Source organism: Sphingomonas pokkalii (assembly GCF_003096275.1).
Taxonomy (GTDB): domain Bacteria; phylum Pseudomonadota; class Alphaproteobacteria; order Sphingomonadales; family Sphingomonadaceae; genus Sphingomonas; species Sphingomonas pokkalii.
The window spans coordinates 1,048,055-1,074,187 of record NZ_QENQ01000001.1 but is presented as its reverse complement, the minus strand read 5'-3'; the positions used below and the strand labels follow the sequence as shown (position 1 = coordinate 1,074,187).

General features: G+C 66.7%; 27 protein-coding genes. 13 read left to right on the top strand and 14 right to left on the bottom strand.

Annotated elements, in window-relative coordinates:
* The first annotated feature begins 163 nt into the window (after positions 1–163).
* Positions 164–1,093: an alpha/beta hydrolase gene (locus DD559_RS04915; protein ID WP_438270416.1), complete on the top strand. Its 930-nt coding sequence runs from the start codon at positions 164–166 to the stop codon at positions 1,091–1,093.
* A gap of 16 nt (positions 1,094–1,109) precedes the next feature.
* Here the strand turns inward: DD559_RS04915 and DD559_RS04910 are convergent, their stop codons facing one another.
* Positions 1,110–1,964 carry an IclR family transcriptional regulator gene (locus DD559_RS04910; RefSeq protein ID WP_116468194.1) on the bottom strand — a complete coding sequence of 285 codons (855 nt, stop codon included), beginning with the start codon at positions 1,962–1,964 and terminating at the stop codon, positions 1,110–1,112.
* A gap of 119 nt (positions 1,965–2,083) precedes the next feature.
* Between DD559_RS04910 and DD559_RS04905 the strand changes: the two genes are divergently transcribed.
* Genes DD559_RS04905 through DD559_RS19580 form a run of 5 tightly spaced genes read left to right on the top strand, consistent with a single transcriptional unit; the run spans position 2,084 to position 7,106 of the window.
* Positions 2,084–2,824 carry an SDR family oxidoreductase gene (locus DD559_RS04905; protein ID WP_116468193.1) on the top strand — a complete coding sequence of 247 codons (741 nt, stop codon included), beginning with the start codon at positions 2,084–2,086 and terminating at the stop codon, positions 2,822–2,824.
* Entirely contained in the window at positions 2,824–4,110 is a 1,287-nt protein-coding gene (locus DD559_RS04900; protein ID WP_116468192.1) for an L-fuconate dehydratase, read from the top strand. The genes DD559_RS04905 and DD559_RS04900 overlap by 1 nt, the downstream gene beginning before the upstream one ends.
* Entirely contained in the window at positions 4,107–4,874 is a 768-nt protein-coding gene (locus DD559_RS04895) for an SDR family oxidoreductase (RefSeq protein WP_116468191.1), read from the top strand. The genes DD559_RS04900 and DD559_RS04895 overlap by 4 nt, the downstream gene beginning before the upstream one ends.
* A gap of 34 nt (positions 4,875–4,908) precedes the next feature.
* Positions 4,909–6,189, top strand: a complete 1,281-nt coding sequence (fucP, locus tag DD559_RS04890; protein ID WP_116468190.1) for an L-fucose:H+ symporter permease — start codon at positions 4,909–4,911, stop codon at positions 6,187–6,189.
* A gap of 41 nt (positions 6,190–6,230) precedes the next feature.
* Positions 6,231–7,106 (top strand): hypothetical protein, encoded by an 876-nt coding sequence (locus DD559_RS19580; RefSeq protein WP_165830976.1) that lies wholly within the window; start codon positions 6,231–6,233, stop codon positions 7,104–7,106.
* Between the two features lie 32 nt (positions 7,107–7,138).
* On the opposite strand, the gene DD559_RS04885 is transcribed toward DD559_RS19580, so the two are convergent.
* From DD559_RS04885 to DD559_RS04870, 4 genes are read right to left on the bottom strand one after another with little or no spacing between them, the layout of a single operon-like run.
* Positions 7,139–7,756, bottom strand: a complete 618-nt coding sequence (locus DD559_RS04885; RefSeq protein ID WP_116468189.1) for a LutC/YkgG family protein — start codon at positions 7,754–7,756, stop codon at positions 7,139–7,141.
* Complete coding sequence (locus DD559_RS04880; protein ID WP_116468188.1) at positions 7,753–9,144, bottom strand: lactate utilization protein B; 1,392 nt, start codon at positions 9,142–9,144, stop codon at positions 7,753–7,755. Before DD559_RS04880 ends, DD559_RS04885 begins: the two co-directional genes overlap by 4 nt.
* Positions 9,141–9,908, bottom strand: coding sequence for a (Fe-S)-binding protein (locus DD559_RS04875; RefSeq protein ID WP_116468187.1), 768 nt, complete (start codon positions 9,906–9,908; stop codon positions 9,141–9,143). Before DD559_RS04875 ends, DD559_RS04880 begins: the two co-directional genes overlap by 4 nt.
* A 49-nt stretch (positions 9,909–9,957) precedes the next feature.
* A complete protein-coding gene (locus DD559_RS04870; RefSeq protein WP_240610126.1) occupies positions 9,958–10,590 on the bottom strand; it encodes a TetR/AcrR family transcriptional regulator in 633 nt (210 codons plus the stop codon).
* A gap of 102 nt (positions 10,591–10,692) precedes the next feature.
* Between DD559_RS04870 and DD559_RS04865 the strand changes: the two genes are divergently transcribed.
* The 7 genes from DD559_RS04865 to DD559_RS04835 all read left to right on the top strand — a co-directional run bounded on the left by DD559_RS04865 (position 10,693) and on the right by DD559_RS04835 (position 19,683).
* A complete protein-coding gene (locus DD559_RS04865) occupies positions 10,693–11,895 on the top strand; it encodes an efflux RND transporter periplasmic adaptor subunit (RefSeq protein WP_116468186.1) in 1,203 nt (400 codons plus the stop codon).
* Between the two features lie 6 nt (positions 11,896–11,901).
* On the top strand, positions 11,902–15,078 hold the full coding sequence (locus tag DD559_RS04860; RefSeq protein ID WP_116468185.1) for an efflux RND transporter permease subunit: 3,177 nt from the start codon (positions 11,902–11,904) through the stop codon (positions 15,076–15,078).
* A 5-nt stretch (positions 15,079–15,083) separates the two neighbouring features.
* A complete protein-coding gene (locus tag DD559_RS04855) occupies positions 15,084–16,514 on the top strand; it encodes an efflux transporter outer membrane subunit (RefSeq protein ID WP_116468184.1) in 1,431 nt (476 codons plus the stop codon).
* A 60-nt stretch (positions 16,515–16,574) separates the two neighbouring features.
* Positions 16,575–16,862 (top strand): hypothetical protein, encoded by a 288-nt coding sequence (locus DD559_RS04850; protein WP_240610125.1) that lies wholly within the window; start codon positions 16,575–16,577, stop codon positions 16,860–16,862.
* Between the two features lie 127 nt (positions 16,863–16,989).
* On the top strand, positions 16,990–17,841 hold the full coding sequence (locus tag DD559_RS04845; RefSeq protein WP_116468183.1) for a 2,4-didehydro-3-deoxy-L-rhamnonate hydrolase: 852 nt from the start codon (positions 16,990–16,992) through the stop codon (positions 17,839–17,841).
* Positions 17,842–18,076: 235 nt separating this feature from the next.
* Complete coding sequence (locus tag DD559_RS04840) at positions 18,077–18,649, top strand: pseudouridine synthase (RefSeq protein WP_116468182.1); 573 nt, start codon at positions 18,077–18,079, stop codon at positions 18,647–18,649.
* A gap of 203 nt (positions 18,650–18,852) precedes the next feature.
* Positions 18,853–19,683, top strand: coding sequence for a 23S rRNA (adenine(2030)-N(6))-methyltransferase RlmJ (locus DD559_RS04835; RefSeq protein ID WP_116468181.1), 831 nt, complete (start codon positions 18,853–18,855; stop codon positions 19,681–19,683).
* A 56-nt stretch (positions 19,684–19,739) separates the two neighbouring features.
* Here DD559_RS04835 and DD559_RS04830 read toward each other — a convergent pair whose 3' ends face one another.
* From DD559_RS04830 to DD559_RS04795, 9 genes are all read right to left on the bottom strand, one after another.
* Positions 19,740–20,216, bottom strand: a complete 477-nt coding sequence (locus DD559_RS04830; RefSeq protein WP_116468180.1) for a GreA/GreB family elongation factor — start codon at positions 20,214–20,216, stop codon at positions 19,740–19,742.
* Entirely contained in the window at positions 20,213–21,277 is a 1,065-nt protein-coding gene (mgrA, locus tag DD559_RS04825; RefSeq protein ID WP_116468179.1) for an L-glyceraldehyde 3-phosphate reductase, read from the bottom strand. Before mgrA ends, DD559_RS04830 begins: the two co-directional genes overlap by 4 nt.
* 137 nt (positions 21,278–21,414) lie before the next feature.
* Positions 21,415–21,774 carry a HesB/IscA family protein gene (locus DD559_RS04820; RefSeq protein ID WP_116470722.1) on the bottom strand — a complete coding sequence of 120 codons (360 nt, stop codon included), beginning with the start codon at positions 21,772–21,774 and terminating at the stop codon, positions 21,415–21,417.
* A gap of 143 nt (positions 21,775–21,917) precedes the next feature.
* A complete protein-coding gene (locus tag DD559_RS04815) occupies positions 21,918–22,385 on the bottom strand; it encodes an SUF system Fe-S cluster assembly protein (protein ID WP_116468178.1) in 468 nt (155 codons plus the stop codon).
* A complete protein-coding gene (locus DD559_RS04810) occupies positions 22,382–23,593 on the bottom strand; it encodes a cysteine desulfurase (protein WP_116468177.1) in 1,212 nt (403 codons plus the stop codon). Before DD559_RS04810 ends, DD559_RS04815 begins: the two co-directional genes overlap by 4 nt.
* Positions 23,590–24,672, bottom strand: a complete 1,083-nt coding sequence (locus DD559_RS04805) for a SufD family Fe-S cluster assembly protein (protein WP_116468176.1) — start codon at positions 24,670–24,672, stop codon at positions 23,590–23,592. The genes DD559_RS04810 and DD559_RS04805 overlap by 4 nt, the downstream gene beginning before the upstream one ends.
* A complete protein-coding gene (locus DD559_RS19575) occupies positions 24,669–24,905 on the bottom strand; it encodes a hypothetical protein (RefSeq protein ID WP_133243775.1) in 237 nt (78 codons plus the stop codon). Before DD559_RS19575 ends, DD559_RS04805 begins: the two co-directional genes overlap by 4 nt.
* Entirely contained in the window at positions 24,902–25,645 is a 744-nt protein-coding gene (gene sufC, locus DD559_RS04800; RefSeq protein ID WP_116468175.1) for a Fe-S cluster assembly ATPase SufC, read from the bottom strand. The genes DD559_RS19575 and sufC overlap by 4 nt, the downstream gene beginning before the upstream one ends.
* A gap of 5 nt (positions 25,646–25,650) precedes the next feature.
* Positions 25,651–26,070: a hypothetical protein gene (locus DD559_RS04795; RefSeq protein ID WP_116468174.1), complete on the bottom strand. Its 420-nt coding sequence runs from the start codon at positions 26,068–26,070 to the stop codon at positions 25,651–25,653.
* Positions 26,071–26,133: the final 63 nt, after the last annotated feature.

The following is a 26,133-nucleotide window of genomic DNA, read 5'->3' as shown; positions in this document are numbered from 1 at the left end:
TTTTCTCCTCCCCGCGGCGATTGCGCGCCGTTCGCGATTCTGCGACCACAGGGTAGCGCTACCAGTGGCAGAAGCCAATCATCATACGAATCGTATTTTCACGACGCGAAGGAGAGGAACACCGGTGTTCGAAGACGTTACGCGCAGGACGATGCTTGGCGGAATGGCGGCGACGGGCGCACTGGCGGCAATGCCCGCCCGGTCCGCCGACGCCGACGAGATCGTACCAGTCTGGCCCGGTTCACCGCCGGGCGCGCCTGCTGCCCTGCCCACGCCTCGCTATGAGCAACGTTCGAAGGACCCGAACTTCAACGATCGCTGGATGCGCGGCATCGATCGGCCCACGCTGACCGTGCGCCGCGCGGCGCAGCCGAACGGCACCGCGGTGATGCTGGTGCCCGGCGGCGGCTATGGCTTCCTGTCGGTGGATAATGAAGGGGAGGAACAAGCGCGCTGGCTGAACGCGATGGGCGTCAGCGCATTCATCCTGCGCTATCGCCTTCCTACCGAGGGTTGGGCAAGCCGCGCGACGGTACCGCTGGCCGATGCCCAGCGCGGGCTTCGACTGATCCGCGCCAGCGCCGGGCGCTACGGCTTTGATCCGGCGAAGGTGCTCGTGCTCGGCTTCTCGGCGGGGGGCCATCTGGCGGGCAGCCTGGCGATGCGCCATGCCGAACGCGTCTATGCGCCGGTGGACGATGCCGACCAACTCTCCGCCCGCCCCGATATGGCCGGGCTGATCTATCCGGTTGTGAGCCTTGCTGCGCCCTTCACCCATGGCGGTTCGCGCGACCAGTTATTCGGCAGTGGCGCCGATCCGCAGGCGCTCGCCGCCGCCTCGCTGGAAAACCGGGTGACGGCCGATACGCCGCCGATCTTCCTGGCCCATGCCAGCGACGACGGCCTGGTGCCGATCGCCAACAGCCTGGCGCTCTATCAGGCGATGCTTACCGCCAAGCGCCCGGCCGAGCTCCACGCGTTTGACCAGGGCGGCCATGGCTTCGGCGTGCGGCTGCCGAAGCACGTGCCGGCATCGATCTGGCCGACGCTGTTCGCTGCCTATGCACGGCGGCAGGGGCTGCTGACGAGCTGATGCCGCTGGCAGGTGGTCACGCCTCGCCGCCGCGAGTGCTCCGCCGGCGCCGGACCGGCCGGGCGATCGAAAGGCTGGGTACCACCGGCGCCTCGACCCGATCGAACCAGCCGAGTGCGGAGGAGATCGCCATCGCAGTCGCCTTGAGCATATCCAGCGCCTCGTCTTGGGAGACGTGCGGTTCGTCGTCGATCGCGGCGAGGAAGGGGATGGTCAACGCGGCAACGACGTGGCCATCAAAGCCGAAGATCGGGCAGCTCATGTCTGAAACGCCGGCCATCCGCGCACTGGGAATCGACTCATAGCCCTTTGCCCGAACCTCCTCCAACCGCGCGGCGAGCAACCGAGGCACGCCCTTGGGGAACAATGCGTCGCGCCGTTCCTCCTCCATTGCGGCGAGCAGCACATGGCCCGAACAGCTGGTACGCAGATCGATCTCGGTACCGAGCCGCACGGCGAAGCCGGTCGCGCCGGGGCTCTCCTGCCGCGCGACGATCAGCCCGCGGGTGCCATTCACCACCACCAGATGGCAGGACTGCACCGTCGCCGCCGCCAAGCTGTGCATCAGTGGCGTCGCGACATGGGTGAGTTCCTGCGCAGGCGTGGCGCGGTGGGCGATCTCCAGCACGCGATAGGTGACCCGGTAGCGATCGCTACCCCCATCCTTGTGCAGCCAACCCCGGCGATCGAGCACGACGATGATGCGGAAAAGCTCACTGATGGAGCGGCCAAGCCGCTGCGCGATTTCGCTGATCGTCAGCCCCTGTGGTTCGCTGCTCAGCAGCTCGATCACGTCGATCGCCTTCTCCAGCGCTGGCGCGGCATAGCTGGGCGACTTGTCGGCCGGTGTGGGGCGTGCGGTTTCCGTCATATGCCAACGCTAGCCAATACGATCCCCCGTGTCATGCCACTTGCGAACAACTCCGACTCATGCCTAATAAGATAAAAGTAGCTTTGACATATGAAAACGTTGGAGGAAAAGGAGAGGCCATGCGTTTCCGCAACAAGACCGCGCTGGTAACCGCCGCGGCGCACGGCATCGGCCGTGCAGCGGCACTGCGGCTTCGGGACGAAGGTGCGCGAGTCTTTGCCCTGGATCGCGACGGCGCCGCGCTGGCGACCCTGGACGGGGTGGAGCCGATCGTGCTCGACCTGCTCGATCCGAAGGCGATCACCGCCCTGCCTGAGACCCTCGGTGCCATCGACGTGCTCGCCAACATCGCTGGCTTCGTCGCCGCGGGTTCGATTCTGAGCGGCAGCGATGAAGACTGGATGCTGTCCTTCGACCTCAACGTCCACGCGATGCACCGCATGATCCGCGCCTTCCTGCCAGGGATGCTGGAGCGGGGCGGCGGCGCGATCGTCAACATGTCCTCCATCGCCTCCAGCGTGAAGGGCATCCCGAACCGCCACGCCTATGGCGCCTCCAAGGCCGCTGTGATTGGCCTGACCAAGTCCGTCGCGGCGGACTTCGTGGCAAAGGGCATCCGCTGCAACGCGGTGTGCCCCGGCACCGTCGATACCCCCAGCCTCCGCCAGCGCGTCGCCGAACAGGCCGCCGCGCAAGGCATCAGCGTCGAGGAAGCGCATGCCGCCTTCGTCGCGCGCCAGCCGATGGGCCGGCTTGGCCAGGAAGACGAGATCGCCGCCTTGGTCTGCTATCTCGCCAGTGACGAGGCCGCCTTCACTACCGGCGCCGTGCACGTGATCGACGGCGGCTGGGTCAACTGATGACGATGAACGCCAGCATCACCGGCCTGCGCACCGTCGACCTGCGCTTCCCGACCAGCGCCTCGCTCGACGGCTCCGACGCGATGAACCCGGACCCCGATTATTCGGCGGCCTATGTCATCCTCGAAACCGACGTCCCCGGCCTCGAAGGCCATGGCCTCACCTTCACCATCGGCCGCGGCAACGACATCTGCGTCACCGCGATCGAGGCGATGCGCCACCTCGTCATCGGCCTCGACCTCGCCTGGATCGCCGAGGAGCCCGCGCGCATGTGGCGGCACCTGACCGGCGACAGCCAGCTGCGCTGGATCGGCCCGGACAAGGGCGCGATGCACCTCGCCACCGGCGCGGTGGTGAACGCGATCTGGGATCTCTGGGCCAAGGCCGAGGGCAAGCCGGTGTGGCAACTGGTGGCGGACATGACGCCCGAACAGCTCGTCCGCGCGATCGACTTCCGCTACCTCACAGACGCGATCACGCCCGAACAGGCACTCGCCCTGCTCACCGAACGCGCCGCCGGCAAGGCCGAGCGCGTCGCCACGCTGCAGGCCAATGGCTATCCCTGCTACACCACCTCCGCCGGCTGGCTGGGCTATGCCGATGAGAAATTGCGGCGGCTGGCGCAGGAGGCGGTCGACGCCGGCTTCGACCATATCAAGCTCAAGGTCGGCCGCGACCTCGAGGACGATATCCGCCGCGTCACCATCGCCCGCGAAGTGCTCGGCCCGAACCGCAAGCTGATGATCGACGCCAACCAGGTGTGGGAAGTCGGCCAGGCGATCGAATGGGTCAACGCCCTCGCCTTCGCCAAGCCCTGGTTCATCGAGGAGCCGACCAGCCCCGACGACGTGCTCGGCCACAAGGCGATCCGCGACGGCATCGGCGAGGTGCAGGTCGCAACCGGCGAGATGTGCCAGAACCGCATCCTGTTCAAACAGTTCATGGCGGTGGGCGCGGTCGACGTGATCCAGCTCGACGCCTGCCGCATCGGCGGGGTGAACGAGGCGCTGGCGGTGCTCCTGCTCGCCGCCCGCTATAACCTGCCGGTGTGCCCGCACGCGGGCGGCGTCGGGCTGTGCGAATACGTCCAGCACTTGTCGATGATCGACTATCTGTGCTTTGCCGGCACCATGGACGGCAGAGTCATCGAATATGTGGATCATCTCCACGAACATTTCCTCGATCCCTGCGTGATCCGGGATGCGGCCTATATGCCGCCGCAGCGCCCGGGCTATTCGATCGAAATGAAGCCGGAAACGCTCGTCCAATATCGGTTCGGCGCATGAATCTGGGCCTTGCCGGCAAGGTGGTGATCGTCACCGGCGGCGCGTCGGGAATCGGCGCGGCGATCGTGGCGGGATTGGCGCGCGAAGGCGCGATCCCCGCCATCGTCTCGCGCGAGCCGCCGCGGCCGGAACTGGCGGCGCAGCTGGGCGAGGACTGGCTGTTCCACGCCTGCGAACTGGCCGATGACGATGCCGTGGTCGACGCCGTCGCCGCCGTCGTCGCGCGCTGGGGGCGGATCGACGGGCTGGTCAACAATGCCGGGCTCAACGACAATCTCGGCTTCGAGGCGACCCCGGCGCAGTTCCGCGCCTCGCTCGACATCAACCTCGTCCATTATTTCGGCATGGCACGCGCCGCGCTCCCCCATCTGAAGGCGGCACAGGGGGCGATCGTCAATATCGGCTCGAAGACCTCGATCACGGGCCAGGGGCACACCAGCGCCTATGCCGCGGCCAAGGGCGCGGTGCTGGCGCTGACCCGCGAATGGGCGGTGGCGCTGCGCGGCGACGGCATCCGCGTCAACGCGATCGTGCCGGCCGAGGTCGAGACCCCCGCCTATGCCGAATGGCTGAAGAGCTTCGACGACCCCGCCGCCCGGCGCGAGGAGATCGAGCGTCGCGTGCCCTTCGGCCACCGCTTCACCACCCCGGAAGAAATCGCCGACACCGCGCTGTTCCTGCTTTCCGCGCGGGCCAGCCACACCACCGGCCAGTGGCTGTTCGTCGACGGCGGCTACACGCATCTGGACCGCGCCATCGAATGACCCCAACAGGGGCGTCGCACCAAGGAGAGGACATATGGCCAGCAAGGCCGGACGCTATACCCCCGCCATCATCCTGACGGTCTCGCTGTTCTTCCTGTGGGGCATGGCGAACAACCTCAACGACATCCTGATCGCGCATTTCCGCCGCGCCTTCACGCTGAGCGATTTCGAGACCAGCTTCGTCCAGCAGGCCTTCTACATGGGCTATTTCCTGCTCGCGACGCCGGCAGCGATGCTCGCGCGGCGGCGGGGCTACAAGGCGGCGATCGTGACGGGCCTGACGCTCTACGCGATCGGCGCGCTGCTCTTCTATCCGGCGACGCATTTCGGCGAATATCGCTGGTTCCTGGCGGCATTGTTCGTGATCGCCTGCGGCCTCGCCTTCCTCGAAACCTCGGCCAGCCCGCTGATCGCCGAACTCGGCAGCCCCGAAGGCGCCGCGCGCCGGCTCAATTTCGCCCAGGCGGCCAACCCGCTCGGCACGATCTTCGGCGTGCTGGTGGGCAAATATTTCATCCTTTCGAGCTTCGCGCAGGACGACAGGGCGCTCGCCGCGATGTCCGCCGCCGAGCGGACCGCGACGCTGCGCGGCGAGCTTGCCTCGGTGCAGACGCCCTATCTGGTGATCGGCCTGGTGGTCCTCGCCTTCGCGATCGCGGCCGCGCTGATCGCCTTCCCGGACAACCGCAAGGACGGCGACGCGCCTGCGGTGCCGACGGGCAAGGCGCTCGGCACCGTGCTGCGCGACCGGACGCTGGTCTTCGCGGTGGTGGCGCAGTTCTTCTATGTCGGCGCGCAGGTGGGGCTGTGGAGCTACACGATCCGCTACGCCCAGGTGAACCTGCCCGGCCTCACCGAGCAGGGCGCCGCCGACTATCTGTTCGCCAGCCTGGTGCTGTTCGGCGTGGGCCGCTTCGTGGGCGCGGCAATGCTCGGCAAGGTCCCGGCGCCGCAGCTGCTGGTGGTGTTCGCCGGGCTCTCGGCGGCGCTGGCGGCGGTGGCGGTGTTCGTCGGCGGGACGACCGGGCTCTACGCGCTGGTCGCAGCGAGCTTCTTCATGTCGATCCAGTTCCCGACGATCTTCGCGATCGGCATCGGCGGGCTGGGCCCGCTCAAGCAGATCGGCGCCTCGCTGATCGTGATGGCGATCATCGGCGGCGCGGTGCTGACCGCGGCGATGGGGCACCTCTCCGACCTGGCGGGGATCAACCTCGCGCTGCTGGTGCCGGCGCTGGCATTCCTGGTGGTGCTGGGCTTCGGGGTCCGCGCGACGGGAACGGCGGGGAACGTGGAGTTCGCAGCGGCGGGGCATTGAGGCCGGTTTCAACGTTCGAAAAATGAGCTATTTGCTTCCGCTTGAGCGTGGAAGCAAATATGTCGACCGTTTGCACTTGGTTCAATGCATTGCACCCTGAAGTCCAAGCGGCCATTATTGGTGCAATAGCGACAGGCTTAGCTGCTTTAATTGGCATCCTGACAGTCAGCCATCAAATTCGATCTCAAGCGCGCCAGGCTCGCGACGCGGTGGCTGAAGGCGAGCGGAGGAAAATTAAGGCAGCCCTTTACGATGAAATTCTTACATCTTCCCGAGATTTATCCGACGCCGCAATAGAGCTCTCAAACCAATTACGCATGACGAACTTAGATGTTACGCTAGCGGCGCGGGCTGCAACATTGGGAGTTCAATTCAACACACCATCAGCTCGATTCATACGTATTATGCAATTGCATGAGACGTTTTCCAGCTGCGCGCTGCGTTTGATTTTCTTAATAGAAAGTAGACGAATCATCGACCCGAGGATTATCGTTTTTCGTACCGCTCTAAGTAGCGTACTGCATGATGCGCGACAATATATGTTTTCTGATGCTATAGCCTATGTTATGCCAGCGCTTCCCGTCGATGCTCCCAACGGTGGATTATTTCCTTATGACCCACCAAGTGTTGAAGCCGCTGAGATCCTCTGCATTCATAACGACCAAATGATAGAATCGCTTAACGATGCAATTTCCTATACGGAAGATCTGCTTACAGAGATGCAGAATTGCCTCCTCGGAGATCTATTCGGTAACCAGATAAACGCGCGAGAGCCTATCGATCCAGATAAGCAAGTTATCACACTATCCAATTCAGACCTCGTAGAAAAGTGGTTTGAAAATAACACAGCGTGGGGCGTCGACATCGCCAAAGCGGAAGCCGCAGCACGAGCAAGATTTGAGAGAGAGGAGGCTTAACCGAGTAAGTCACGGATAGTTTTTTATTGACGCTACCCCACCAGCACCACGTGCAAAAACCGCGGCCCATGGGCCCCGCGGACATAGGTGCCTTCGATGTCGGTCGTGCCGCTGACGCCCGTTACCCAGTAATGCGCGCGCGGCACCGCGCCGCCGGGCGCCGCATCCTCCAGCCAGCGAACCAGTGCGGCGACGTCCAGCACGACGATGTGGCGCAGCGCCAGGAAGTTGGGCAGCATCGGGGCTTCAGGCGACGTCTCGAACACCAGCGAGCCCGTCTCCGCCACCCCGGTCCGCGCAAACGCCAGCACCGTGCCGTCGTCGATCGGGCAGTCCGCCAGCCGGGTCACCCCGGTCCAGTCGAGCCCCGCCACCCGCGCGTTGGGCGGCAGCCACAGCGCCGGTGCCGCACCCTCGGCCGCGAGATACCCCGCCACCGCCCCCGGCAATTCGGCCAGCGCCCCGATCCGCGCATGCGTCGCCGCCACGCTCGGCAGCGCGAGTTGCGCCAGGAAACGCGCCACCAGATCCTCCGGCCCCGCCGGCCGCTCGCGTTCCTCGCCGGCGAGCAGGCAGGCCGCCTCCGCCGCCAGCACCGCGGGGTCGCGCGCGGGCCCCAGCCGCGCCAGGATCGCGTCGCGTGCGCTCATCGTTCGCCCTTTCGATAGCGGTCCATAAAGCTCTCCGCCGCCGGGGCGGGAAAGTCGCGCCCGCCGGTCCAGCCACCGGCCAGCGGCAGCTTCGCGATCCAGCCGCGCCCGGCCAGCCGCATCGCGCGGATGGCCCAGCGCACCCCTGCACGGTACAGCCAAGGCCGCCGCGCCGCCCAGGCCCAGAGGCCCAGCCCGGAGCGCAGCGTCACCGGCTCCAGCCCCTCGCGCCAGCTCTTCTCGCGCCAGCCGCGCAGCAGCGTCGGCAGCGGGATGGCGACCGGGCAGACCTCCTGGCACTTGCCGTTCATCGTGCACGCATTGGGCAAATCGCGGCTCGCCGCCAGCCCGTCGAGCGCGGGGGTCAGCACCGATCCCATCGGCCCCGGATAGGTGCCGCCATAGGCATGGCCACCGATCTGGCGGAATACCACGCAGTGGTTCATGCACGCGCCGCAGCGGATGCAACGGAGCATCTCGGCCAGCCCGTCGTCGCGCATCGCGCTGCGGCCATTGTCGACCAGCACGATGTGCATCTCCTCGGGCCCGTCGCGGTCCCCTGCCCGCTTCGGCCCGGCATAGAAGGTGGTATATTGCGTCAGCGCCGCGCCGGTCGCCGATCGAGCGAGCAGCCGCAACAGGTGTACGGCATGGTCCATCGACGGAACCAGCTTCTCGATTCCTGCGGTGACGATATGGACGCGCGGCGGCACCAGCGACAGCTCGGCATTGCCCTCGTTGGTGACGGTACACACCTGCCCGCTATCGGCGATCAGGAAATTGGCGCCCGAGATGCCGACATCGGCACCCAGCATCTCGCCGCGCAACTGCCGCCGGGCGCTCGCCGCCATCGCGACGATGCTTTCCTCGACATGCGGCTCGCGATGGCGGGCATGGAAGAGTTCGGAGACCTGCTCGCGCGTCTTGTGCATCGCCGGCCAGATGATGTGCGAAGGCCGCTCGCCGGCGAGCTGGATGATGTGCTCGGCGAGATCGGTCTCGACCCGGCCGATGCCCGCCGCCTCGAGCGCATGCGGCAGGCCGATCTCCTCGCCGAGCATCGACTTGGAGCGCGCCACGCTCTTCGCACCGGCCTTGCGGCAGATCTCGACGACGATCGCACAGGCCTCGTCGGCGGTCGCGGCCCAGTGGACCGTCGCCCCCGAAGCGGTCGCCGCCGCCTCGAACTGGACGAGGTACGCGCCCAGATTGGCGATCACATGGTCCTTGATCGCCGCCGCCCGTTCGCGCGCCGCGCCGAAGCTGGGCCAGGCGCCGATCGCGGCCCCGCGCTTGGCCTCGGCAGTGCCGGCGGTGCGCTCGACCGCGATCTTGAGCTGGCGGTCGGCGAGCGCGGCATCGACCCGCGCGTCGAACGCCCGGCTCATTGCGCTTCGCCGATCGCCGGGCCGTCGGCCATGTCGGCCAGCACCTCGATGGTGTGGAAGGCGCGGACGTCCGCCCCGCGCCGGTGGAGCTTGCCCGCCATGTTCATCAGGCAGCCGAGATCGCCCGCGAGCAGCAGCCCCGCGCCCGTCGCCTCCACCGCCGCCGCCTTCTCGTCGGCGATGGCGTTGGAGATGGCCGGATATTTCACGCAGAAAGTGCCGCCGAAGCCGCAGCACGTCTCCTCTCCCGCCAACGGGACCAGGTCCAGCCCGTCGACCGCGCCGAGCAGCCGCCGCGGCTGCGCCTTGATGCCGAGCTCGCGCAGGCCCGAGCAGCTGTCGTGATAGGTCGCGGTCGCCGGCAGCGTCACGCCCTCCGGACGCCAGCCGCGTGCGTCGAGATAGGCGAGGATCTCCCAGGTCTTCGCCGCCACCGCCTCGGCCCGCGCCGACCATTCGGGATCGTCGGCGAGCAGCTCGGGATAGTGGCAGCGGATCGTGCCGGCGCAGCTGCCCGAGGGGACGACGATCGCGTCATAGTCTTCCAGCATCGCCACGTTGCGGCGGGCGAAGTCAGTCGCTGTCGCGCGGTCGCCCGAGTTCAGCGCGGGCTGGCCGCAGCATGTCTGCGCCTCCGGTACCACGACGTCGCACCCGGCATCGGCCAGCGCCCGCAGCGCGGCAAAGCCCACGCGCGGCCGCATCGCATCCACCAAGCAGGTGACGAACAACGCGATGCGATGCCTTGAGGGATCGAGAGTCATACCGCCCCTCTCGCACATCGTCGAAGGGCTTTCCAGAAAGCGACGGCGTTCAGTCGCATGCCGCTTCGGCCTGCATTTCCGCGATTTCGCGCCGGATCATCTTCAGCACCAAGTCCGTTGCCAGATCGCTATTGCTGCGATTGTGCAGCAAGCGGTGCTGCATCAGCCCCATTGCCGTTGCGGTGATAAGGTCGGCCAGCATCGCACGACGATCAGCCAACCTCTCGCCGGGCACCAGCGCCGCCAACGCGGAGCGCATGATGCCTTCGACATCTTCGCGAATTTCTTCAAAGATGGCAGCCACCCGCGGATTACGTGCCGCCTCCGCCACGATCTCGGCGAATAACGGATCCGATTCGCCGGCTTCGGGACGAACGAAATCCGCCAGCCAAGTCCACACGAATTCGGGATCACCACGCTCAATCCCGCAGCGCAGCGAATCGGCCGACAGGAAAAGGACGCAATCGGCATGGACGATTTCCGCGACGATCGCCTCCTTGGACGAAAAATCACGATAAATCTGACCGACCGCAATGCCGGACTCTTTCGCGATCTGCGCCACCCCGGTCGCATGAAAACCGTTCGCAATGAACAACCTGCGGGCTGCCGAGACGATTTTCTCGCGTCGCAGCAACGCCTTATCGCGAAGAGGAACGCCGCTCTCTTCCATGGTTTCTGCCATCCACTCCCCCTATAAAACTATCTTGACCGAGTCACTCACTTCGCAGTAGCGGCGAATGTGAGCGAACGTTCACTCACATATATCACAACGGCAGGCTTCCGCATGACTTTTTTCCGTCACACCGCGCCGGCTCTCGCGCTCGTCCTCGCCGCCTGTGGCGGTCAGTCCCAGCAGCAGGGTGCTGGAGCCCCCGGCGGCGCGGGTGGCCAGCAGGCCGCACCGCCTCCGGTTTCCTTCATCGTCGTCCAGCAGCAGGCCGTGCCGCTCACCAGCGAACTGCCCGGCCGCCTGAGCCCCTATGAGAGCTCGGACGTGCGCCCGCAGGTCAACGGCATCATCCTCGAAAGGCTGTTCACCGAAGGCGACATGGTCCGCCAGGGCCAGCCGCTCTACCGAATCGACGCCGCGCCCTATCGCGCCGCCGTCGCCAGCGCACGCGCCGCGCTGACCCGCGCCCAGGCAACGATCGCCAACAGCGAGGCGCTCGCCCGTCGTTACGGCGAACTGGTCAAGATCAACGCGATTTCGAAGCAGGATTACGAGAACGCTCTCGCCAGCGCGGCACAGGCCCGCGCCGACGTGGCCGCCCAGCGCGCCGCGCTCGCCACCGCCGAGATCGACCTCGCCCGCACCACGATCCGCGCGCCGATCAGCGGCCGGATCGGCCGCTCGATCTACACCACCGGCGCGCTGGTCTCGGCCTCGCAAGCCAATGCGCTGACGACGATCCAGCGGCTCGACCCGATCTATGTGGACATCCAGCAGTCGAGCGCGGACGTGCTCAAGCTGCGCCAGGCGATCATGGCAGGTCAGGTCGCCAAGGATGGCAACGCCCGGGTCGGGCTGAAGCTGGAAGACGGCAACGACTATGGCGCTCAGGGCACGCTGCGTTTCGCCGACGTGACGGTCGATCCGGCCACCGGCAGCCAGATCATCCGCGCGCTGTTTCCCAACCCCAATGCCCTGTTGCTGCCGGGCATGTTCGTCCGCGCGCACCTCGTCGAAGGCACGCAGCAGAAGGCCATGGTGGTTCCGCAGCGGGCGGTAAGCCGCGACGAGCGCGGCAACCCGGTGGTGCTGGTGGTCGGCGCCGAGAACAAGATCGAGCCGCGCCCGATCCAGACCAGCCGCACCGCCGGCGACAGCTGGATCGTCACCGGCGGGCTGAAGCCGGGCGACAAGGTGATCGTCGAGGGCGCGATGATGCTGCGCCCGGGCATGCCGGTCACCCCGCAGCCCTGGAACCCGAATGCCAAGCCCGCGCAGGGCCAGCCGGGCGCAGCCGCTCCCGCCCAGGGGAAGTAACCGCCCATGTCGCGCTATTTCATCGATCGGCCCATCTTCGCATGGGTCATCGCGATCATCATCATGCTGGCCGGCGTGCTTGCGATCCGCACGCTGCCGATCGCCCAGTTCCCCGCCATCGCGCCGCCCGCCGTCTCGATCACCGCCACCTATCCGGGCGCGGACGCCAAAACGCTGGAAAACACGACGACGCAGATCATCGAGCAGCAGATGAAGGGGATCGACCACCTTCGCTACTTCTCGTCCTCGTCCTCGTCCGCGGGCACGGTGACCATCACGCTCACCTTCGAGCAGGGCACCAATCCGGACATCGCCCAAGTGCAGGTGCAGAACAAGCTGCAGGCGGCCACGCCGCTTCTGCCGCAGGAAGTGCAGCAGCAGGGCATTCAGGTCGCCAAGGCCACCCAGAACTTCCTGGTGGTGATCGGCCTCTATTCGGCAGACGGGTCGCATAGCGGCACCGACCTTGCCGACTATGCCGTGTCCAAGCTGCAGGATCCGCTGTCGCGCGTGAACGGCGTCGGCGATACCCAGATCTTCGGTTCGCAGTACGCGATGCGCGTCTGGGTCGATCCGGTGAAGCTGAACAAGTTCGCCCTGACGATGGACGACGTGACCGCGGGGATCCGGGCGCAGAATGCGCAGGTCTCCGCCGGCCAGCTGGGCGCCCGCCCAGCGCCGAAGGAGCAGATGCTCAACGCCACCGTCTCGGTCCAGTCGCGCCTGACCACGCCGGACCAGTTCGCGCAGATCCGCCTGAAGAGCGGTACCGACGGCTCGGTGGTGCGCCTGGGCGACGTCGCCCGTGTCGAGATCGGTGCGGAAAGCTATGGCTTCGATTCGAAGTGGAACGGCAAGCCCGGCGCCGCCATCGGCATCAAGCTCGCCCCCGGCGCCAACGCGCTGACCACGGTCGACTTGGTCAAGGCCCGCGTCAACGAGATTGCCAAGACCTTCCCGTCCGACATCAAGGTCATCTACCCGTACGATACCACGCCGTTCGTCCGTCTGTCGGTCGAACAGGTGGTGCACACGCTGATCGAAGCGGTGGTGCTCGTCTTCCTGGTGATGTTCCTGTTCCTGCAGAACTTCCGCGCCACGCTGATCCCGACGATCGCGGTGCCGGTGGTGCTGCTCGGCACCTTCGCGGTGATGGCGATCGCCGGATACTCGATCAATACGCTCACCCTGTTCGGCATGGTGCTGGCGATCGGCCTGCTCGTCGACGACGCGATCGTCGTGGTCGAGAATGTCGAGCGCCTGATCACCACCGAACATCTCAGCCCGATCGACGCCGCCCGCAAATCAATGGACGAAATCACCAGCGCGCTGGTCGGCGTCGCCCTCGTCCTGTCGGCGGTGTTCCTGCCGATGGCGTTCTTCGGCGGCTCCACCGGCGTGATCTACCGCCAGTTCTCGATCACGATCGTCTCGGCGATGGTGCTTTCGGTGTTCGTGGCCCTCGTGCTCACGCCGGCGCTGTGCGCCACCATCCTCAAGCCGCACGATCCCAACAAGGCGGAAGGCAACGGGCTGCTGGCGCGCTTCTTCCGCTGGTTCAACGAGAAGTTCGACAACGGCCAGCGCCGCTACGAGCAGGGCGTGCGCAGCACCGCCCGCAGCTGGAAGCGTTCGGGTCTGGTCTATCTGCTGATCATTGGCGGCATGGCCTTCCTGTTCCTGCGCCTTCCCTCGGGCTTCCTGCCGGACGAGGACCAGGGCATCGCAATCGCGCTGGTCCAGGGCCCGGCGGGCGCCACCTCGGCGCGCACCGACAAGGGCCTCGAGCTCGTGCGCGATCACTTCCTCCAGAAGGAGGGGAACAACGTCCAGGGCGTGTTCACGATCAACGGCTTCAGCTTCGCCGGCGCCGGCCAGAACAGCGGCCTCGCGTTCATCCCGCTGAAGGACTGGAAAGATCGTCCAGGCGCCGGCAACTCCGCACAGGCGATGGTTGGTCGGGCAATGGGTGCCTTTCTGCAATATCGCGACGGACTGATCTTCGCGGTCACGCCCCCGGCCGTGCAGGAACTGGGCAACGCGACCGGCTTCGACCTGCAACTCGTCGATACCGGCGGCATCGGCCATGAACGCTTGCTCATGGCGCGCAACATGATGCTGGGCATGGCGATGCAGGACAAGCGCCTGGTGGGCGTGCGACCGAATTCGCTCGAAGACGCGCCGCAACTCAAGGTCGATATCGACCAGGACAAGGCCAAGGCCCTTGGCCTCGATCTGGCTTCGGTCAACAGCACCATCGCCAGCGCCTGGGGTGGCGCGTATGTCAACGATTTCGTCGACCGCGGCCGCGTCAAGCGCGTCTACGTCCAGGCCGATGCCCCCTATCGTCTGGCGCCGGAGGACATCGCCAACCTGTACGTCCGCGGCGCCACCGGCACGATGACGCCGTTCACCGCCTTCTCCACGCTTCGCTGGGAACAGGCGCCGGTGCAGCTCACCCGCTACAACGGCCTGCCGGCGATGGAAATCCTCGGTACGCCCGCGCCCGGCGTATCGACCGGCGATGCGATGGCGGCGATGGAGGCGATCCACGCCAAGCTGCCGCCGGGCACCCAGCTGGAGTGGACCGGCCTGTCGTACGAGGAGCGGCTGTCGGGCGGCCAGGCGCCGGCACTCTATGCGCTGTCGCTGCTGATCGTGTTCCTCTGCCTCGCCGCGCTCTACGAGAGCTGGTCGGTGCCGATCTCGGTCATCCTGGTGGTGCCGCTCGGGGTGGTCGGCGCGCTGCTCGCGGCGAAGCTCACCGGCCTCAACAACGACATCTACCTGCAGGTCGGCCTGATCACCACGATCGGCGTGTCGGCGAAGAACGCGATCCTGATCGTCGAATTCGCCGAGGAACGGATGCGCGAGGGCATGAGCGCCTTCGACGCAGCGGTGGAAGCCGCCAAGCTCCGCCTGCGGCCGATCCTGATGACCAGCCTTGCCTTCATCTTCGGCGTGCTGCCGCTGGCGATCTCCACCGGCGCAGGCGCCGGCGGCCAGAACGCGATCGGCCGCTCGGTGGTGGGCGGCATGCTCTCCGCGACGATCCTCGCCATCTTCCTGGTGCCGATGTTCTTCGTGGTGGTGCGCAACCTGTTCGACCGCCGCCGCACCAAGGGCGGCACGCCCACCGAAACCACCCATGACGGCGGCGCATCCGCGCCCCAGGGAGCCTGACGGCCGTGACCAATCGTTTCCCCCTGCTCCTCACCCTGGCAGCGAGCACTGCGCTCGCCGGCTGCAACCTCGCCCCGAAGTACAGCCGGCCGGAGCCGGCGGTGCCGGCCGCGCTGCCTCAGGGCGGCGTCTATCCGGCGGCGGCAAGCGACGCCCCGGATATCAGCAAGATCGGCTGGCGCGACTTCTTCGTCGACGATCGCCTGCGCCAAGTGATCCAGCTGGGGCTGGACAACAACCAGGACCTGCGCCTCGCCGCTGCGAACGTGCTGCAGGCGCGGGCGCAGTATCGCACCCAGCGGGCGGACATTTTCCCCTCGCTCGGCGTAAGCGGCACCGGCACCTACACCAACACCGCGCAGTTCGCGGCGAGCGCGGGCGGGGCACTGGGCAATGCCGGCGTGCAGGACATTCAGAACTTCAGCGTCGCCGGGGGCATCACGTCGTTCGAGATCGACCTGTTCGGTCGGCTGCGGAACCTGAGCCGCGCGGCACAGGAACAATATTTCGCGAGCGGGGAGGCACAGCGCGCGGCACGGGTATCGCTGATCGGCGAGATTGCCGGTGCCTGGCTGACGCTGGCGTCGGATCGCGAACAGCTCGCGATCGCAGAGCGGACGCTCAAGGCCTTCGAGGAGTCCTTAGAGCTGACCCGCGCCCAGTTCCGCATCGGCACCGCATCGGAACTCGCGTCCCGCCAGGCTGAGACGAGCTACGAATCGGCCCGCAACGACGTCGCCACCGCGAAGACCCGCATCGCGCAGGACATCAACGCGCTGCAGTTGCTCACCGGCGCACCCGTGCCGGAAGCGCTGCTGCCGGAGCAGCTGGGCGACGGCAAGGCGACAATCGACGCCCTGCCGGGCGACCTGCCGTCGGAAGTGCTGCTGCGGCGCCCCGACGTGCTGCAGGCCGAGCATCAGTTGATCGCACAGAATGCCAATATCGGCGCAGCGCGCGCGGCCTTCTTCCCGCGCCTTTCGCTCACGGCGACGGCCGGCGCGGTTAGCTCGGCGGTACGCAAGCTGTTCGGAGCCAGCACCGACACCTACACCGTATCCCCGACCGCTTCGGTCAACATCTTCGATTTCGGCCGCAACCAGGGCAATCTCGAATATGCCCGTGCCTCGCAGCAAGCAGCGGTTGCGACCTATCAGAAGACGATCCAGACCGCGTTTCGCGAAGTCTCCGATGCGCTGGCCCAACGCGGGACGATCGACGAGCAGATGCGCGCCCAGAGCGCCCGCGCCCAGGCGGCCGATGTCGCCGCCCGGCTTTCGGACGCGCGCTATCGGGCAGGCGTCGATTCCTTCCTTACCGCATTGGATTCGCAGCGTAGTGCCTATGCGGCGGAGCAGCAGCTGGTCGCCACCCGCCTGACCCGGGCGAGCAACCTGGTGACTCTGTATAGAACCTTAGGCGGCGGGCTCGAGTAGGCGCTTGCCACCTGCAAAAATCCGCATACTCTCTGGAACCAATAAAGAAGGAGAGATGCGGTGCTGCAGAACGAGTCGCAATCGGGCCAAATGCCTCCCGTGCAGGCCGGGGACGAAACGCTGATCATCCTCGAAAGCCTTCTCTGCGTGATGCGGGAGAAGAACCTGCTGTCTCGGCAGGACATCGAACTGCTGTGCCAGAAGGTCGAGCGTCGGGCCGCTGGCATCAGCAAGAACCCCCTGCCCTGCTGCCCGGAAAAGGCCGAGAGCGCGCGCAACTATCTGCAGCGTCTGTCCGCCTATCTCGGCCAGCGTTATGGCGGCAAGCACCTCCGCCGGGTGAGTTGAGGCCGGGCGGCGGCGCCCCCGGCACCGCCGATCCGATGCCGGGAACGCATGGCAAATCGCGCTTTGGCAAGCGCGCGGAATGCCGCTATCGCGCAATCGTCTTTCATCCCCAATTGAGGACGCTTGCATGAAGTTGCTTCGTTACGGCCCGCGCGGCGCCGAAAAGCCCGGCCTGCTGGATGCCGACGGCCGTATCCGTGATCTGTCCGGCCTGGTGCCGGATCTTACCGTCGACGTGATCGAGCGGCTCCGCGCGGTCGATCCCACCACCCTGCCGCTGGTCGAGGGCGATGTCCGCCTCGGCGTGCCGGTGGCGAACATCGGCAAGTTCCTCGCGATCGGCCTCAACTATGCCGATCACGCCCGCGAAGCCGGTCTCGAGCCGCCGCCCGAGCCGATCTTCTTCACCAAGGCGATCTCGTGCCTCACCGGCCCGAACGATCCTGTGATGATCCCCAAGGGCGCGCAGAAGACCGACTGGGAAGTCGAACTGGGCGTGATCATCGGCAAGACCTGCCGCTATGTCGATCAGGCCGACGCGCTCGACCATGTCGCGGGCTATGTCCTCGCCAACGACGTGTCAGAGCGTGCCTTCCAGAAGGAGCTTGGCAGCCAGTGGGACAAGGGCAAGGGATGCGATACCTTCGGACCGGTGGGCCCTTGGCTGGTCACGCCGGATGAGATCGCGGACTGCCAGGCGCTCGACATGTATCTCGACCTCAACGGCAAGCGCATGCAGACCGGCAACACGTCGACGATGATCTTCCCGGTGGCGGAATGCATCGCATATATGAGCCGCTTCATCACGCTGCACCCCGGCGACCTGCTGATCACCGGCACGCCCCCGGGTGTCGGGGAAGGCCAGAAGCCGGAGAAGATCTTCCTCAAGCCCGGCGACGTGATGGAACTGGGGATTTCGGGCCTCGGCACCCAGCGACAGGACGTGATCGCGTTCGATCTGGCGGCGCTGGAGGGCTGATCCCCATCCCGGCTCTTACGTCCCCTCCCGTTCGCGGAAGGGGGCGTAAGAGGGAAAAGGCGAGGCCGCGCGTTCGCGAACGGCGCACAAGCAGCCGCCCCGTCACCATCCTCCAAATGCTGTGACATGCCCGCCGAGAAAGCAGGCGCGCCGACAGACCGCTTCCGGCTGGGACTGGCGGGGCGGGCTGGATGCGCCTGAAGACATAGCCGCACCCGGACGATATGGGCGCGGGATGGCCCGGCTGCTCCTGTTCAACAAACCCTTCGGGGTCCTGTCGCAATTCACCGACCGCGGATCGCCGACACTTCGGTCGACCCTGTCGGACTTCATCGCGGTGAAGGGCGTCTATCCCGCCGGCAGGCTAGATCGCGACAGCGAGGGCCTGCTGCTGCTGTGCGACGACGGGCGGCTGCAGGCGCGCATTGCCGATCCCCGCTTCAAGATGCCCAAGACCTATCTCGTGCAAGTGGAAGGCGATCCGCAGGACGCGGATCTGGAGCCCTTGCGGCAGGGCGTCCGGCTCAACGACGGCCTGACCCTGCCGGCCGAGGTGGCGCGGATCGACGCGCCGGACCTGTGGCTGCGCGATCCGCCGATCCGTGCACGCAAGTCCATCCCCGACAGCTGGCTGAAGATCACTATCCGCGAAGGGCGCAACCGGCAGGTGCGCCGGATGACGGCGGCAGTGGGATTGCCCACGCTGCGACTGGTCCGCTGGTCGATCGGCGACTGGTCGGTCGCCGGGATCGCACCGGGCCAGTTCGAGGAAGTCTCCAGCCGGAGCGATAGTAGCCGCGGCACGTAGGGGCAATCCTGCAACTTGGCGGGTGCGTGGGAAGCGGCCGGCGGGATTGCGGATCACCGACGCCCCTGCTGCCGGTTGCCGCCGACCGCGAAAGCTGGTTTGAGGCTTCGATCAGCGGGGCGTTGATGCCTTCCACCGTCTCGCGATCGGCCTCCTCGCCCGGTAGCGCGTTCGAGGCCATATCGGCAGGGTTCTGGATCTCAATGAATTATCGCCATTCCTTCCATGCTGGCAACAGCGCCGATGTCGTGAAGCACAGCCTGCTGATCGCCCTGGTCCGGGCCTTGCAGCAAAAGCCGAGCGCGTTGACCCTGATCGACACCCATGCCGGCTGCGGGCTCTACGACCTGGGCGGCGAGCAGGCCCAGCGCACCGGCGAGGCCGCCCAGGGCGTGCTGCGGGCCTTTGCCGATGCGAACCCCTTGCTGGACGAGTATCGCGCGGCCGTCCGGGCGGTGAATGTCGGGGCGGATCCGCATCTCTATCCCGGCTCGCCGCAGTTCCTGGCGCAGCTGCTGCGCCCGCAGGACCTGCTGATCCTCAACGAAAAACATCCCGAGGATGCGGTTGCGCTGCGCAGCGCGATGCGCGGGTCGCCCGCTGCCGTGCATGAACGCGATGCCTATGAGCTTTGGCTGGCGATGCTGCCGACCCGAACGCCGCGCGGCGTGGTGGTGGTCGATCCGCCGTACGAGCAGACGGATGAACGCGCCCGCATCACCGCCACGCTTGCCGCCGCGCACCGCAAATGGGCGCATGGCGTGACGGTGATCTGGTATCCGCTGAAGGATCGCGTGACGCATCAGCAGTGGAAGAACAAGTTGCGCAGGCTCGACATCCCGAAATTCCTTTCGGTGGAGCATTGGTTGTATGACGACGATCAGCCCGGCATCTATAACGGCGCGGGCCTATTCATCGTCAATCCGCCCTATGCCTTCATGCAGGCGCTGCCTCCGCTGCTGGAAGCCCTGCGCGCCGCGCTGGCGCCGGATGGGCATCGGGGCATGATCGCAGCGAATTGGTTGAGCGATTGAGAAGGAGCCCGGTCCTGGATCTCGTCATCCGAGCCCATTGATACCGCTGGCCGGCATCATGTCACCTTGCTCTGAAGCGCCTCCACCGCCAGCACGTCGATCGCCTCGGCCTTGCCGCCGAAATCGATCCGCTCGCCTTCCTCCGCGCCGAGCAGCGCATGGGCGAGCGGCGCCTGGAACGCCAGCCGATCGGCCGCCGGATCGGCCTCGTCATGGCCGACGATCTCGATCACCCGCTCGCGCCCGTTGAGCCGAATCCGCACCCGTGCGCCGATACCCGCCACGCCGTCCTCGAGCGGCGGCGCGACCTGTGCGGTGGCGGCGCGGGTGTTCCAATAGCGCAGCTCACGCTTGAGACTTTCCTTGGCCTCGTCCTCGCCTTCGGCCTCGATCGCGGCCTCCAGCGCGGCGATCTTGCCCGCGATCAGCGCCGGCCCCGCCGCCGTGACCAGATTGGGCCCGGCCGGCAGTGGCAGCTCGAACTTCGGTTCCTTGTGTTCCTCATCGCTCTCGCGACGGAAGGCGACGCTCATCGTTGCGGCAGATCCTCAAGCGTGGACGATACCTTCCAAAGATCGATCGCGCCTTCGGTTGCATGGGTATCGATTTCCGCGAGCTCCTCGGCCGAGAAATCGAGATTCTTCACCGCATCGAGCGAATCGTCGAGCTGCTGCACCGTCCGCGCGCCGACCAGCGCCGAGGTGACGCGGGGATCGCGCAGCACCCAGGCGATCGCCATCTGCGCCAGCGTCTGGCCGCGCTTCTCGGCGATGGCGTTGAGCGCACGGATGCGGGCGATGTTCTCCTCCGAGAGCAGCCGGGTGTCGAGCGACGATCCGCCCTTCGACGCACGCGCATCTTCCGGCACGCCGTTCAGATACTTGCGGGTGAGCATCCCCTGCGCCAGCGGCGAAAAGGCGATGCAGCCGGTGCCCAGGTCTTCCAGCGTATCGAGCAGGCTCTCCTCGATCCAGCGGTTGAGCATCGAATAGCTCGGCTGATGGATCAGCAGCGGCACCTTGTACTCCGCCAGGATCGCGGCGGCCTTGCGGGTCAGCTCGGGCGAATAGCTGGAGATGCCGACATAGAGCGCCTTGCCCTGGCGGTGGATCTGGGCGAGCGCGCCCATCGTCTCCTCCAGCGGCGTCTTGGGGTCGACGCGGTGCGAATAAAAGATGTCGACATAGTCGAGGCCCATCCGCTTGAGGCTCTGGTCGCACGAGGCGATCAGATACTTCTTGCTGCCGCCGACATCGCCATAGGGCCCCGGCCACATGTCCCATCCCGCCTTGGTCGAGATGATCAGTTCGTCGCGATGGCTGGCAAAATCGGTCGCCAGCACCCGGCCGAAATTCTCCTCGGCCGAGCCGTAGGGCGGACCGTAGTTATTGGCGAGATCGAAATGGGTGACGCCGCGGTCGAAGGCGCGGCGCAGCATGGCCCGGCCATTTTCGAACACGTCCGCGCCACCGAAATTCTGCCAGAGGCCCAGGCTGATCGCCGGCAGATCGAGCCCGCTGACGCCGCAACGACGATAGGGCATCCGGCCGTCATAGCGGGCGGCATCGGCGACATAGGGCTGCGGATAGGGCATTGTTTTTCCTCTTGTTCCGGGCGGCCGGCAGCGTTCAGCGCGCCAGCCGAAATTTAGCCTAAGTTCACAAAGTTCACGGTCGCGACAGATTTGCAGCAGCCACGAAGTTCACAAAGCTCACGCATATCGAAGCGCGATCAGACCATGAAACTCTCGCCGCAGCCGCAGGTGCCCTTGGCGTTGGGGTTGGTGAAGACGAAGCCGGCGGTGAAATCATCCTCCACCCAGTCCATCGTCGAGCCGATCAGGTACAGCACCGAGGCGCCATCGATGAAGAAGGTGCCGCCGGGGGTTTCGATCTTCTCGTCCAGCGGCTTGGCCTCGGCGACATAATCGACCGAATAGGCGAGGCCCGAGCAGCCGCGGCGCGGGGTGGAGAGCTTGACGCCGACCGTGCCTTCCGGCGCCTTCGCCATCAGCGCGGCGATGCGCGCCTCGGCGGCGGGGGTCAGGAGCAGCGCGGCAGGGCGCTGGCGGGGGGTGGTCGCGGTGGTCATCGTCTCTTCTACCTTCTTCCCCTCCCGCATGTGGGAGGGACCGAGGGGTGGGCGCCCGATTTCCGCGAGCGCTTCGGATATTGGGTGCCGGGGCCCCACCCCCAACCCCCAACCCCCTCCCGCACGCGGGAGGGGGTTGGAAATCACAACATCCCCAGTTCCAGCTTCGCCTCGTCGCTCATCTTCTGCGGATCCCAGGGCGGGTCCCAGACGAGGTTGACGTCGGCGGTGGCGATGCCCGGTACCGCGCTTACCCGCAGTTCGACTTCGCCGGGCATCGATTCCGCGACCGGGCAATGCGGCGTGGTCAGCGTCATGGTGACCGCGGCATGGCCGTTGGCGGTGATATCGACGCCATAGATCAACCCCAGATCATAGATATTGACCGGGATTTCGGGGTCATAGATTTCCTTGAGCGCTTCGATCACCGCTTCGTACAGCGGCCCGCCCGGCTCGCCGGCCGAGGGTTCCTCGGGCTTTTGCGAGAGGAAACCCGAAAGATAGTCGCGCTTGCGCTCGGGCGCTGCCTCCGGCGCATCGTCGACACGCGCCTTGGGCGGCGCTTCCACGGCGTCGACCTCTTCCACCATGATCCTGCGTTCTTCGTTCATCCGAAGATCCTCGTCACTCGTTCGATTCCTCGCACGAGCGCGGCGACGTCCGCCGGCCCGTTATACACGCCGAAGCTCGCCCGCGCGGTGGCGGGGACCTCCAGCAATTCCATCAGCGGCTGGGCGCAATGATGCCCGGCGCGGATCGCGACATTGCCCTCGTCGAGGATCGTCGCGACGTCGTGCGGGTGCACGCCCTCCACCGCGAAGCTGACGATGCCGGCGCTGTCCGCCGGCCCGTACAGCCGGACGCTGTTGATCCCCGCGAGCGCGGCACGCGTCTCGGTCACCAGCGCGGTTTCATGGGCATGGATGCGATCGAGCCCGATGCTGTCGACATAATCGATCGCCGCGTGCAGCCCGACCACGCCGACGATATGCGGCGTACCCGCCTCGAAGCGGCCCGGCGGCGGGGCGTAGGTCGTCTTGGCAAAGGTCACCCGGTCGATCATCGATCCGCCGCCCTGATAGGGCGGCATCGCGTCGAGCAGCTCGTAGCGACCCCACAGCACGCCGATGCCGGTCGGGCCGTAGAGCTTGTGGCCGGAAAAGACGTAGAAGTCGCAGCCGAGTTCGGCGACGTTCACCGGCAGGCGTGCGACCGCCTGGCAACCGTCGATCAGGATCTTGGCGCCGACGCCGTGCGCCAGCTCGGTAGCCCGCTTCACGTCGAGCACCGAGCCGAGCACGTTCGAGACATGGGCGAGCGCCACCAGCTTGTGCCGGTCGGTCAGCATCGCCGCCATCGCGTCGAGGTCGATGCGCTGGTCGGCGGTGAGCGGCACGACGTCGATCTGTGCGCCGATCTTCTCGGCGGCCATCTGCCAGGGCACGATGTTCGAATGGTGCTCGAGTGCCGAGAGCAGGATGCGGTCGCCTGCCTGGAGCTGGGTGGCCGCGTAGCACTGGGCGACGAGGTTGAGCCCCTCGGTCGCGCCGCGGACGAACACCACTTCCTCCGGCTTGCCGCCGATGAACCTGGCCACCCGCGCCCGCGCCGCCTCGAAGGCGAGCGTCATGTCGGCCGAGCGCTGGTACACGCCGCGATGGACGGTGGCATAGGTTTCGCCATAGCCGCGTGCGATCGCTTCAAGCACCGGGCGGGGCTTTTGCGAGGTGGCGGCGGTATCGAGATAGGCCCAGCCGGCCGGGATCGCGGGGAAGTCCGCCAGCACGTCCAGCGGGGCTGCGGTGGTCAGTACGCTCACAGCGCCGCCTCCAGCCAAGCCGCCGCATCGGCCGCGAACGCTTCGCGGACCGGCTCTTCGCCGATCCGCGCGAGCGCGTCCGTCACGAAGGCGTGCGTCAGCAGCGCCTTGGCCTGCGCCTCGCCGATGCCGCGGCTCTGGAGGTAGAACAGCGCGTTGCGATCGAGCTCGCCGACCGTCGCGCCGTGCGCGCACTTCACGTCGTCGGCGAAGATTTCGAGTTCGGGCTTGAGGTTCACCGTCGCCGTGCGCTGGAGCAGCAGCCCGCGCAGCGACTGTTCGCCGTCGGTCTGCTGCGCGCCGCGCGCGACTTCGACGCGGGCCGCGAGGCTGGCCACCGACTGGTCGGCCGCGACCGCGCGCCATATCTGGCGCGACGTGCCCTCGATCTGCTCGTGCCGCACCGCGACCGCCGCTTCCTGCCGCTGCGTGCCGCTGGTGAGCAGCGCGCCGCCCATCTCGGCGAAAGCGCCCTTGCCGGTGAGCGTCAGCGCGCCGTCGATCCGGCTGCCCATGCCGCCGGCGCCGAGGAAGATCGACACCAGGCTCGCCGCCTCGCCGATTTCCGCCTCGTCACGGATCGAGACGAAGCCGCCGGTCTGCACCAGCCGCACCGAGCGCATCAGTCGCGCGCCCTTGCCCAGCGCGATCGCGGTCAGCCGGTTGGCCCAGCCGGTACCGGCAAAGGTTTCGACCAGCGTCGCGACGGCATCGTCCGCGAGCAGGATGCGCGCCGGCACATGGTTCTCGCCGCCGGTGCCGAGATGCACGATCTGGATGCAGGTCGCGGCATGTTCCGCCCCCAGGTGCAGCGCCCAGCCCTCGCCGATCGCCAGGCTGCCGAGCGGGTGGTCGGTCGCGGCGATCTGGCGCGTCACTTCCACCGGGCCCGGGCGGCTATGCGCAGGCTCGAACACGCCGTCGACGAAGCACAGGCGCGGGCCGTCGATGTCGAGGAACAGGTCCGCCGGATTGATGCCGGCGGGTGCCTGCGGGCTCGCAGCAGCGGCGCGCAGCGCCTCCATGTCGCTCCAGCGCCACGCTTCCTGACGCGCCGAGGGAAGATCGAGCACCGTCATGCGCCCAACTCCTTCGCGTCTTCGCGCCTTTGCGTGCCAAAAATTTTTTCACGCGAAGGCGCGAAGACGCGAAGATTTTGTTCGCGCAGAGGCGCAGAGAGCGCAGAGGTGATGTGCTGCGCTGCGGCCTCAGCCATATTCACAGCCGAATAGCGTTTGAAGATCGGTGCGAAGAGAGGGCCGCGTTCGCGGCGGGCGGGACGCCTCTGCGCCTCTGCGCGAAACATCGTCATGCCGCGAGTGCCCCGTATCCCTCACGCTCGAGCTCGAGCGCCAGTTCCGGCCCGCCCGAGCGGACGATGCGGCCGCCTGCCAGCACATGGACGAAGTCCGGCTGCACATAATCGAGCAGGCGCTGGTAATGGGTGATCAGCAGCACCGCCTTGTCGGGCGCGCGCATGATGCGGTTGATGCCCTCGCCCACCGCCTTCAGCGCGTCGATGTCGAGCCCGCTGTCCGTCTCGTCGAGAATGGCGAGCTTGGGGTTCAGGATCCCCATCTGCACCATCTCGTTACGCTTCTTCTCGCCACCCGAGAAGCCCACGTTCACGGGGCGCTTGAGCATCTCGGCATCCATGCCGAGCGCCGCCGCCTGGGCGCGCGCCAGCTTGAGGAACTCGGCGCCCGAAAGCTGTGCCTCGCCGCGGTTGCGGCGCTGGGCATTGGCTGCCTCGCGCAGGAACTGCACGTTCGACACGCCGGGGATCTCGACCGGATATTGGAAGCCGAGGAACAGCCCGGCGGCGGCGCGCTCGTGCGGTTCGAGTTCCAGCAGATCCTGCCCGTCGAAGGTCACGCTGCCGCTGGTGGCTGCATAGCCATTACGGCCACCAAGGACATAGCCCAGCGTCGATTTGCCGGCGCCGTTCGGCCCCATGATCGCGTGCACTTCGCCCGCGTTCAGCGACAGGCTCAGGCCCTTGAGGATTTCCTTGCCGTCGACTTCGGCGTGCAGGTTCTGGATGTTCAGCATGGGGTTCAGATCGCCACGGTCACGAGAGAAAGGGTCTTGGGCGGGGTGCCCGCATCATAGGCATCGACCAGGGAGCCGTCGGGCAGCTTCCACATGATCTTGTACTGTTTGGGCGCGGTGACGCTGGCCTTGATATCGGCCTGCACCGCATCGAGCACCGGGGTCAGCTTGCGCCAGGCGCTCGGCTGGTACGGCCGGTCGTTGAGCAGCAGCCGGCCGGCCTGGAAATCGGAATCGAGGAAGTCGCGGCACTGCTTGATCGCGGCATCGACCTTGGCCGCGCGGGCACCGGCATCCGCCGGCGCCACGCCGATCGCGCGGACGATGCAGCGGGCATGGTTGGTCGCCGCGCCGAACTGCGACGCGCTGTCGATCGCGACGCCCGACTGAAGGGCGAAGGCTGCGACGAGGAGGGCGTTCAACATGCGTGATACTCCTGCGGGCCCGGAACGCGGCCCTGCGTCGTCACTACGTCAGCGGACATGAGC

What these genes read in the sequence shown, in the direction of transcription:
- DD559_RS04900 (WP_116468192.1), top strand. Translation starts at nt 2,824, where the DNA reads ATGACGATGAACGCCAGCATCACCGGCCTGCGCACCGTCGACCTGCGC.
- fucP (WP_116468190.1), top strand. Translation starts at nt 4,909, where the DNA reads ATGGCCAGCAAGGCCGGACGCTATACCCCCGCCATCATCCTGACGGTC.
- DD559_RS04860 (WP_116468185.1), top strand. Translation starts at nt 11,902, where the DNA reads ATGTCGCGCTATTTCATCGATCGGCCCATCTTCGCATGGGTCATCGCG.
- DD559_RS04830 (WP_116468180.1), bottom strand. Translation starts at nt 20,216, where the DNA reads ATGAGCGTCGCCTTCCGTCGCGAGAGCGATGAGGAACACAAGGAACCG.
- DD559_RS04865 (WP_116468186.1), top strand. Translation starts at nt 10,693, where the DNA reads ATGACTTTTTTCCGTCACACCGCGCCGGCTCTCGCGCTCGTCCTCGCC.
- DD559_RS04805 (WP_116468176.1), bottom strand. Translation starts at nt 24,672, where the DNA reads ATGACGGTGCTCGATCTTCCCTCGGCGCGTCAGGAAGCGTGGCGCTGG.
- DD559_RS04840 (WP_116468182.1), top strand. Translation starts at nt 18,077, where the DNA reads ATGGCCCGGCTGCTCCTGTTCAACAAACCCTTCGGGGTCCTGTCGCAA.
- DD559_RS04870 (WP_240610126.1), bottom strand. Translation starts at nt 10,590, where the DNA reads ATGGCAGAAACCATGGAAGAGAGCGGCGTTCCTCTTCGCGATAAGGCG.
- DD559_RS04895 (WP_116468191.1), top strand. Translation starts at nt 4,107, where the DNA reads ATGAATCTGGGCCTTGCCGGCAAGGTGGTGATCGTCACCGGCGGCGCG.
- DD559_RS04885 (WP_116468189.1), bottom strand. Translation starts at nt 7,756, where the DNA reads ATGAGCGCACGCGACGCGATCCTGGCGCGGCTGGGGCCCGCGCGCGAC.
- DD559_RS04845 (WP_116468183.1), top strand. Translation starts at nt 16,990, where the DNA reads ATGAAGTTGCTTCGTTACGGCCCGCGCGGCGCCGAAAAGCCCGGCCTG.
- DD559_RS04835 (WP_116468181.1), top strand. Translation starts at nt 18,853, where the DNA reads ATGAATTATCGCCATTCCTTCCATGCTGGCAACAGCGCCGATGTCGTG.
- DD559_RS04815 (WP_116468178.1), bottom strand. Translation starts at nt 22,385, where the DNA reads ATGAACGAAGAACGCAGGATCATGGTGGAAGAGGTCGACGCCGTGGAA.
- DD559_RS04905 (WP_116468193.1), top strand. Translation starts at nt 2,084, where the DNA reads ATGCGTTTCCGCAACAAGACCGCGCTGGTAACCGCCGCGGCGCACGGC.
- DD559_RS04875 (WP_116468187.1), bottom strand. Translation starts at nt 9,908, where the DNA reads ATGACTCTCGATCCCTCAAGGCATCGCATCGCGTTGTTCGTCACCTGC.
- sufC (WP_116468175.1), bottom strand. Translation starts at nt 25,645, where the DNA reads ATGCTGAACATCCAGAACCTGCACGCCGAAGTCGACGGCAAGGAAATC.
- mgrA (WP_116468179.1), bottom strand. Translation starts at nt 21,277, where the DNA reads ATGCCCTATCCGCAGCCCTATGTCGCCGATGCCGCCCGCTATGACGGC.
- DD559_RS04820 (WP_116470722.1), bottom strand. Translation starts at nt 21,774, where the DNA reads ATGACCACCGCGACCACCCCCCGCCAGCGCCCTGCCGCGCTGCTCCTG.
- DD559_RS04880 (WP_116468188.1), bottom strand. Translation starts at nt 9,144, where the DNA reads ATGAGCCGGGCGTTCGACGCGCGGGTCGATGCCGCGCTCGCCGACCGC.
- DD559_RS04795 (WP_116468174.1), bottom strand. Translation starts at nt 26,070, where the DNA reads ATGTTGAACGCCCTCCTCGTCGCAGCCTTCGCCCTTCAGTCGGGCGTC.
- DD559_RS19575 (WP_133243775.1), bottom strand. Translation starts at nt 24,905, where the DNA reads ATGACGATGTTTCGCGCAGAGGCGCAGAGGCGTCCCGCCCGCCGCGAA.
- DD559_RS04915 (WP_438270416.1), top strand. Translation starts at nt 164, where the DNA reads ATGGCGGCGACGGGCGCACTGGCGGCAATGCCCGCCCGGTCCGCCGAC.
- DD559_RS04910 (WP_116468194.1), bottom strand. Translation starts at nt 1,964, where the DNA reads ATGACGGAAACCGCACGCCCCACACCGGCCGACAAGTCGCCCAGCTAT.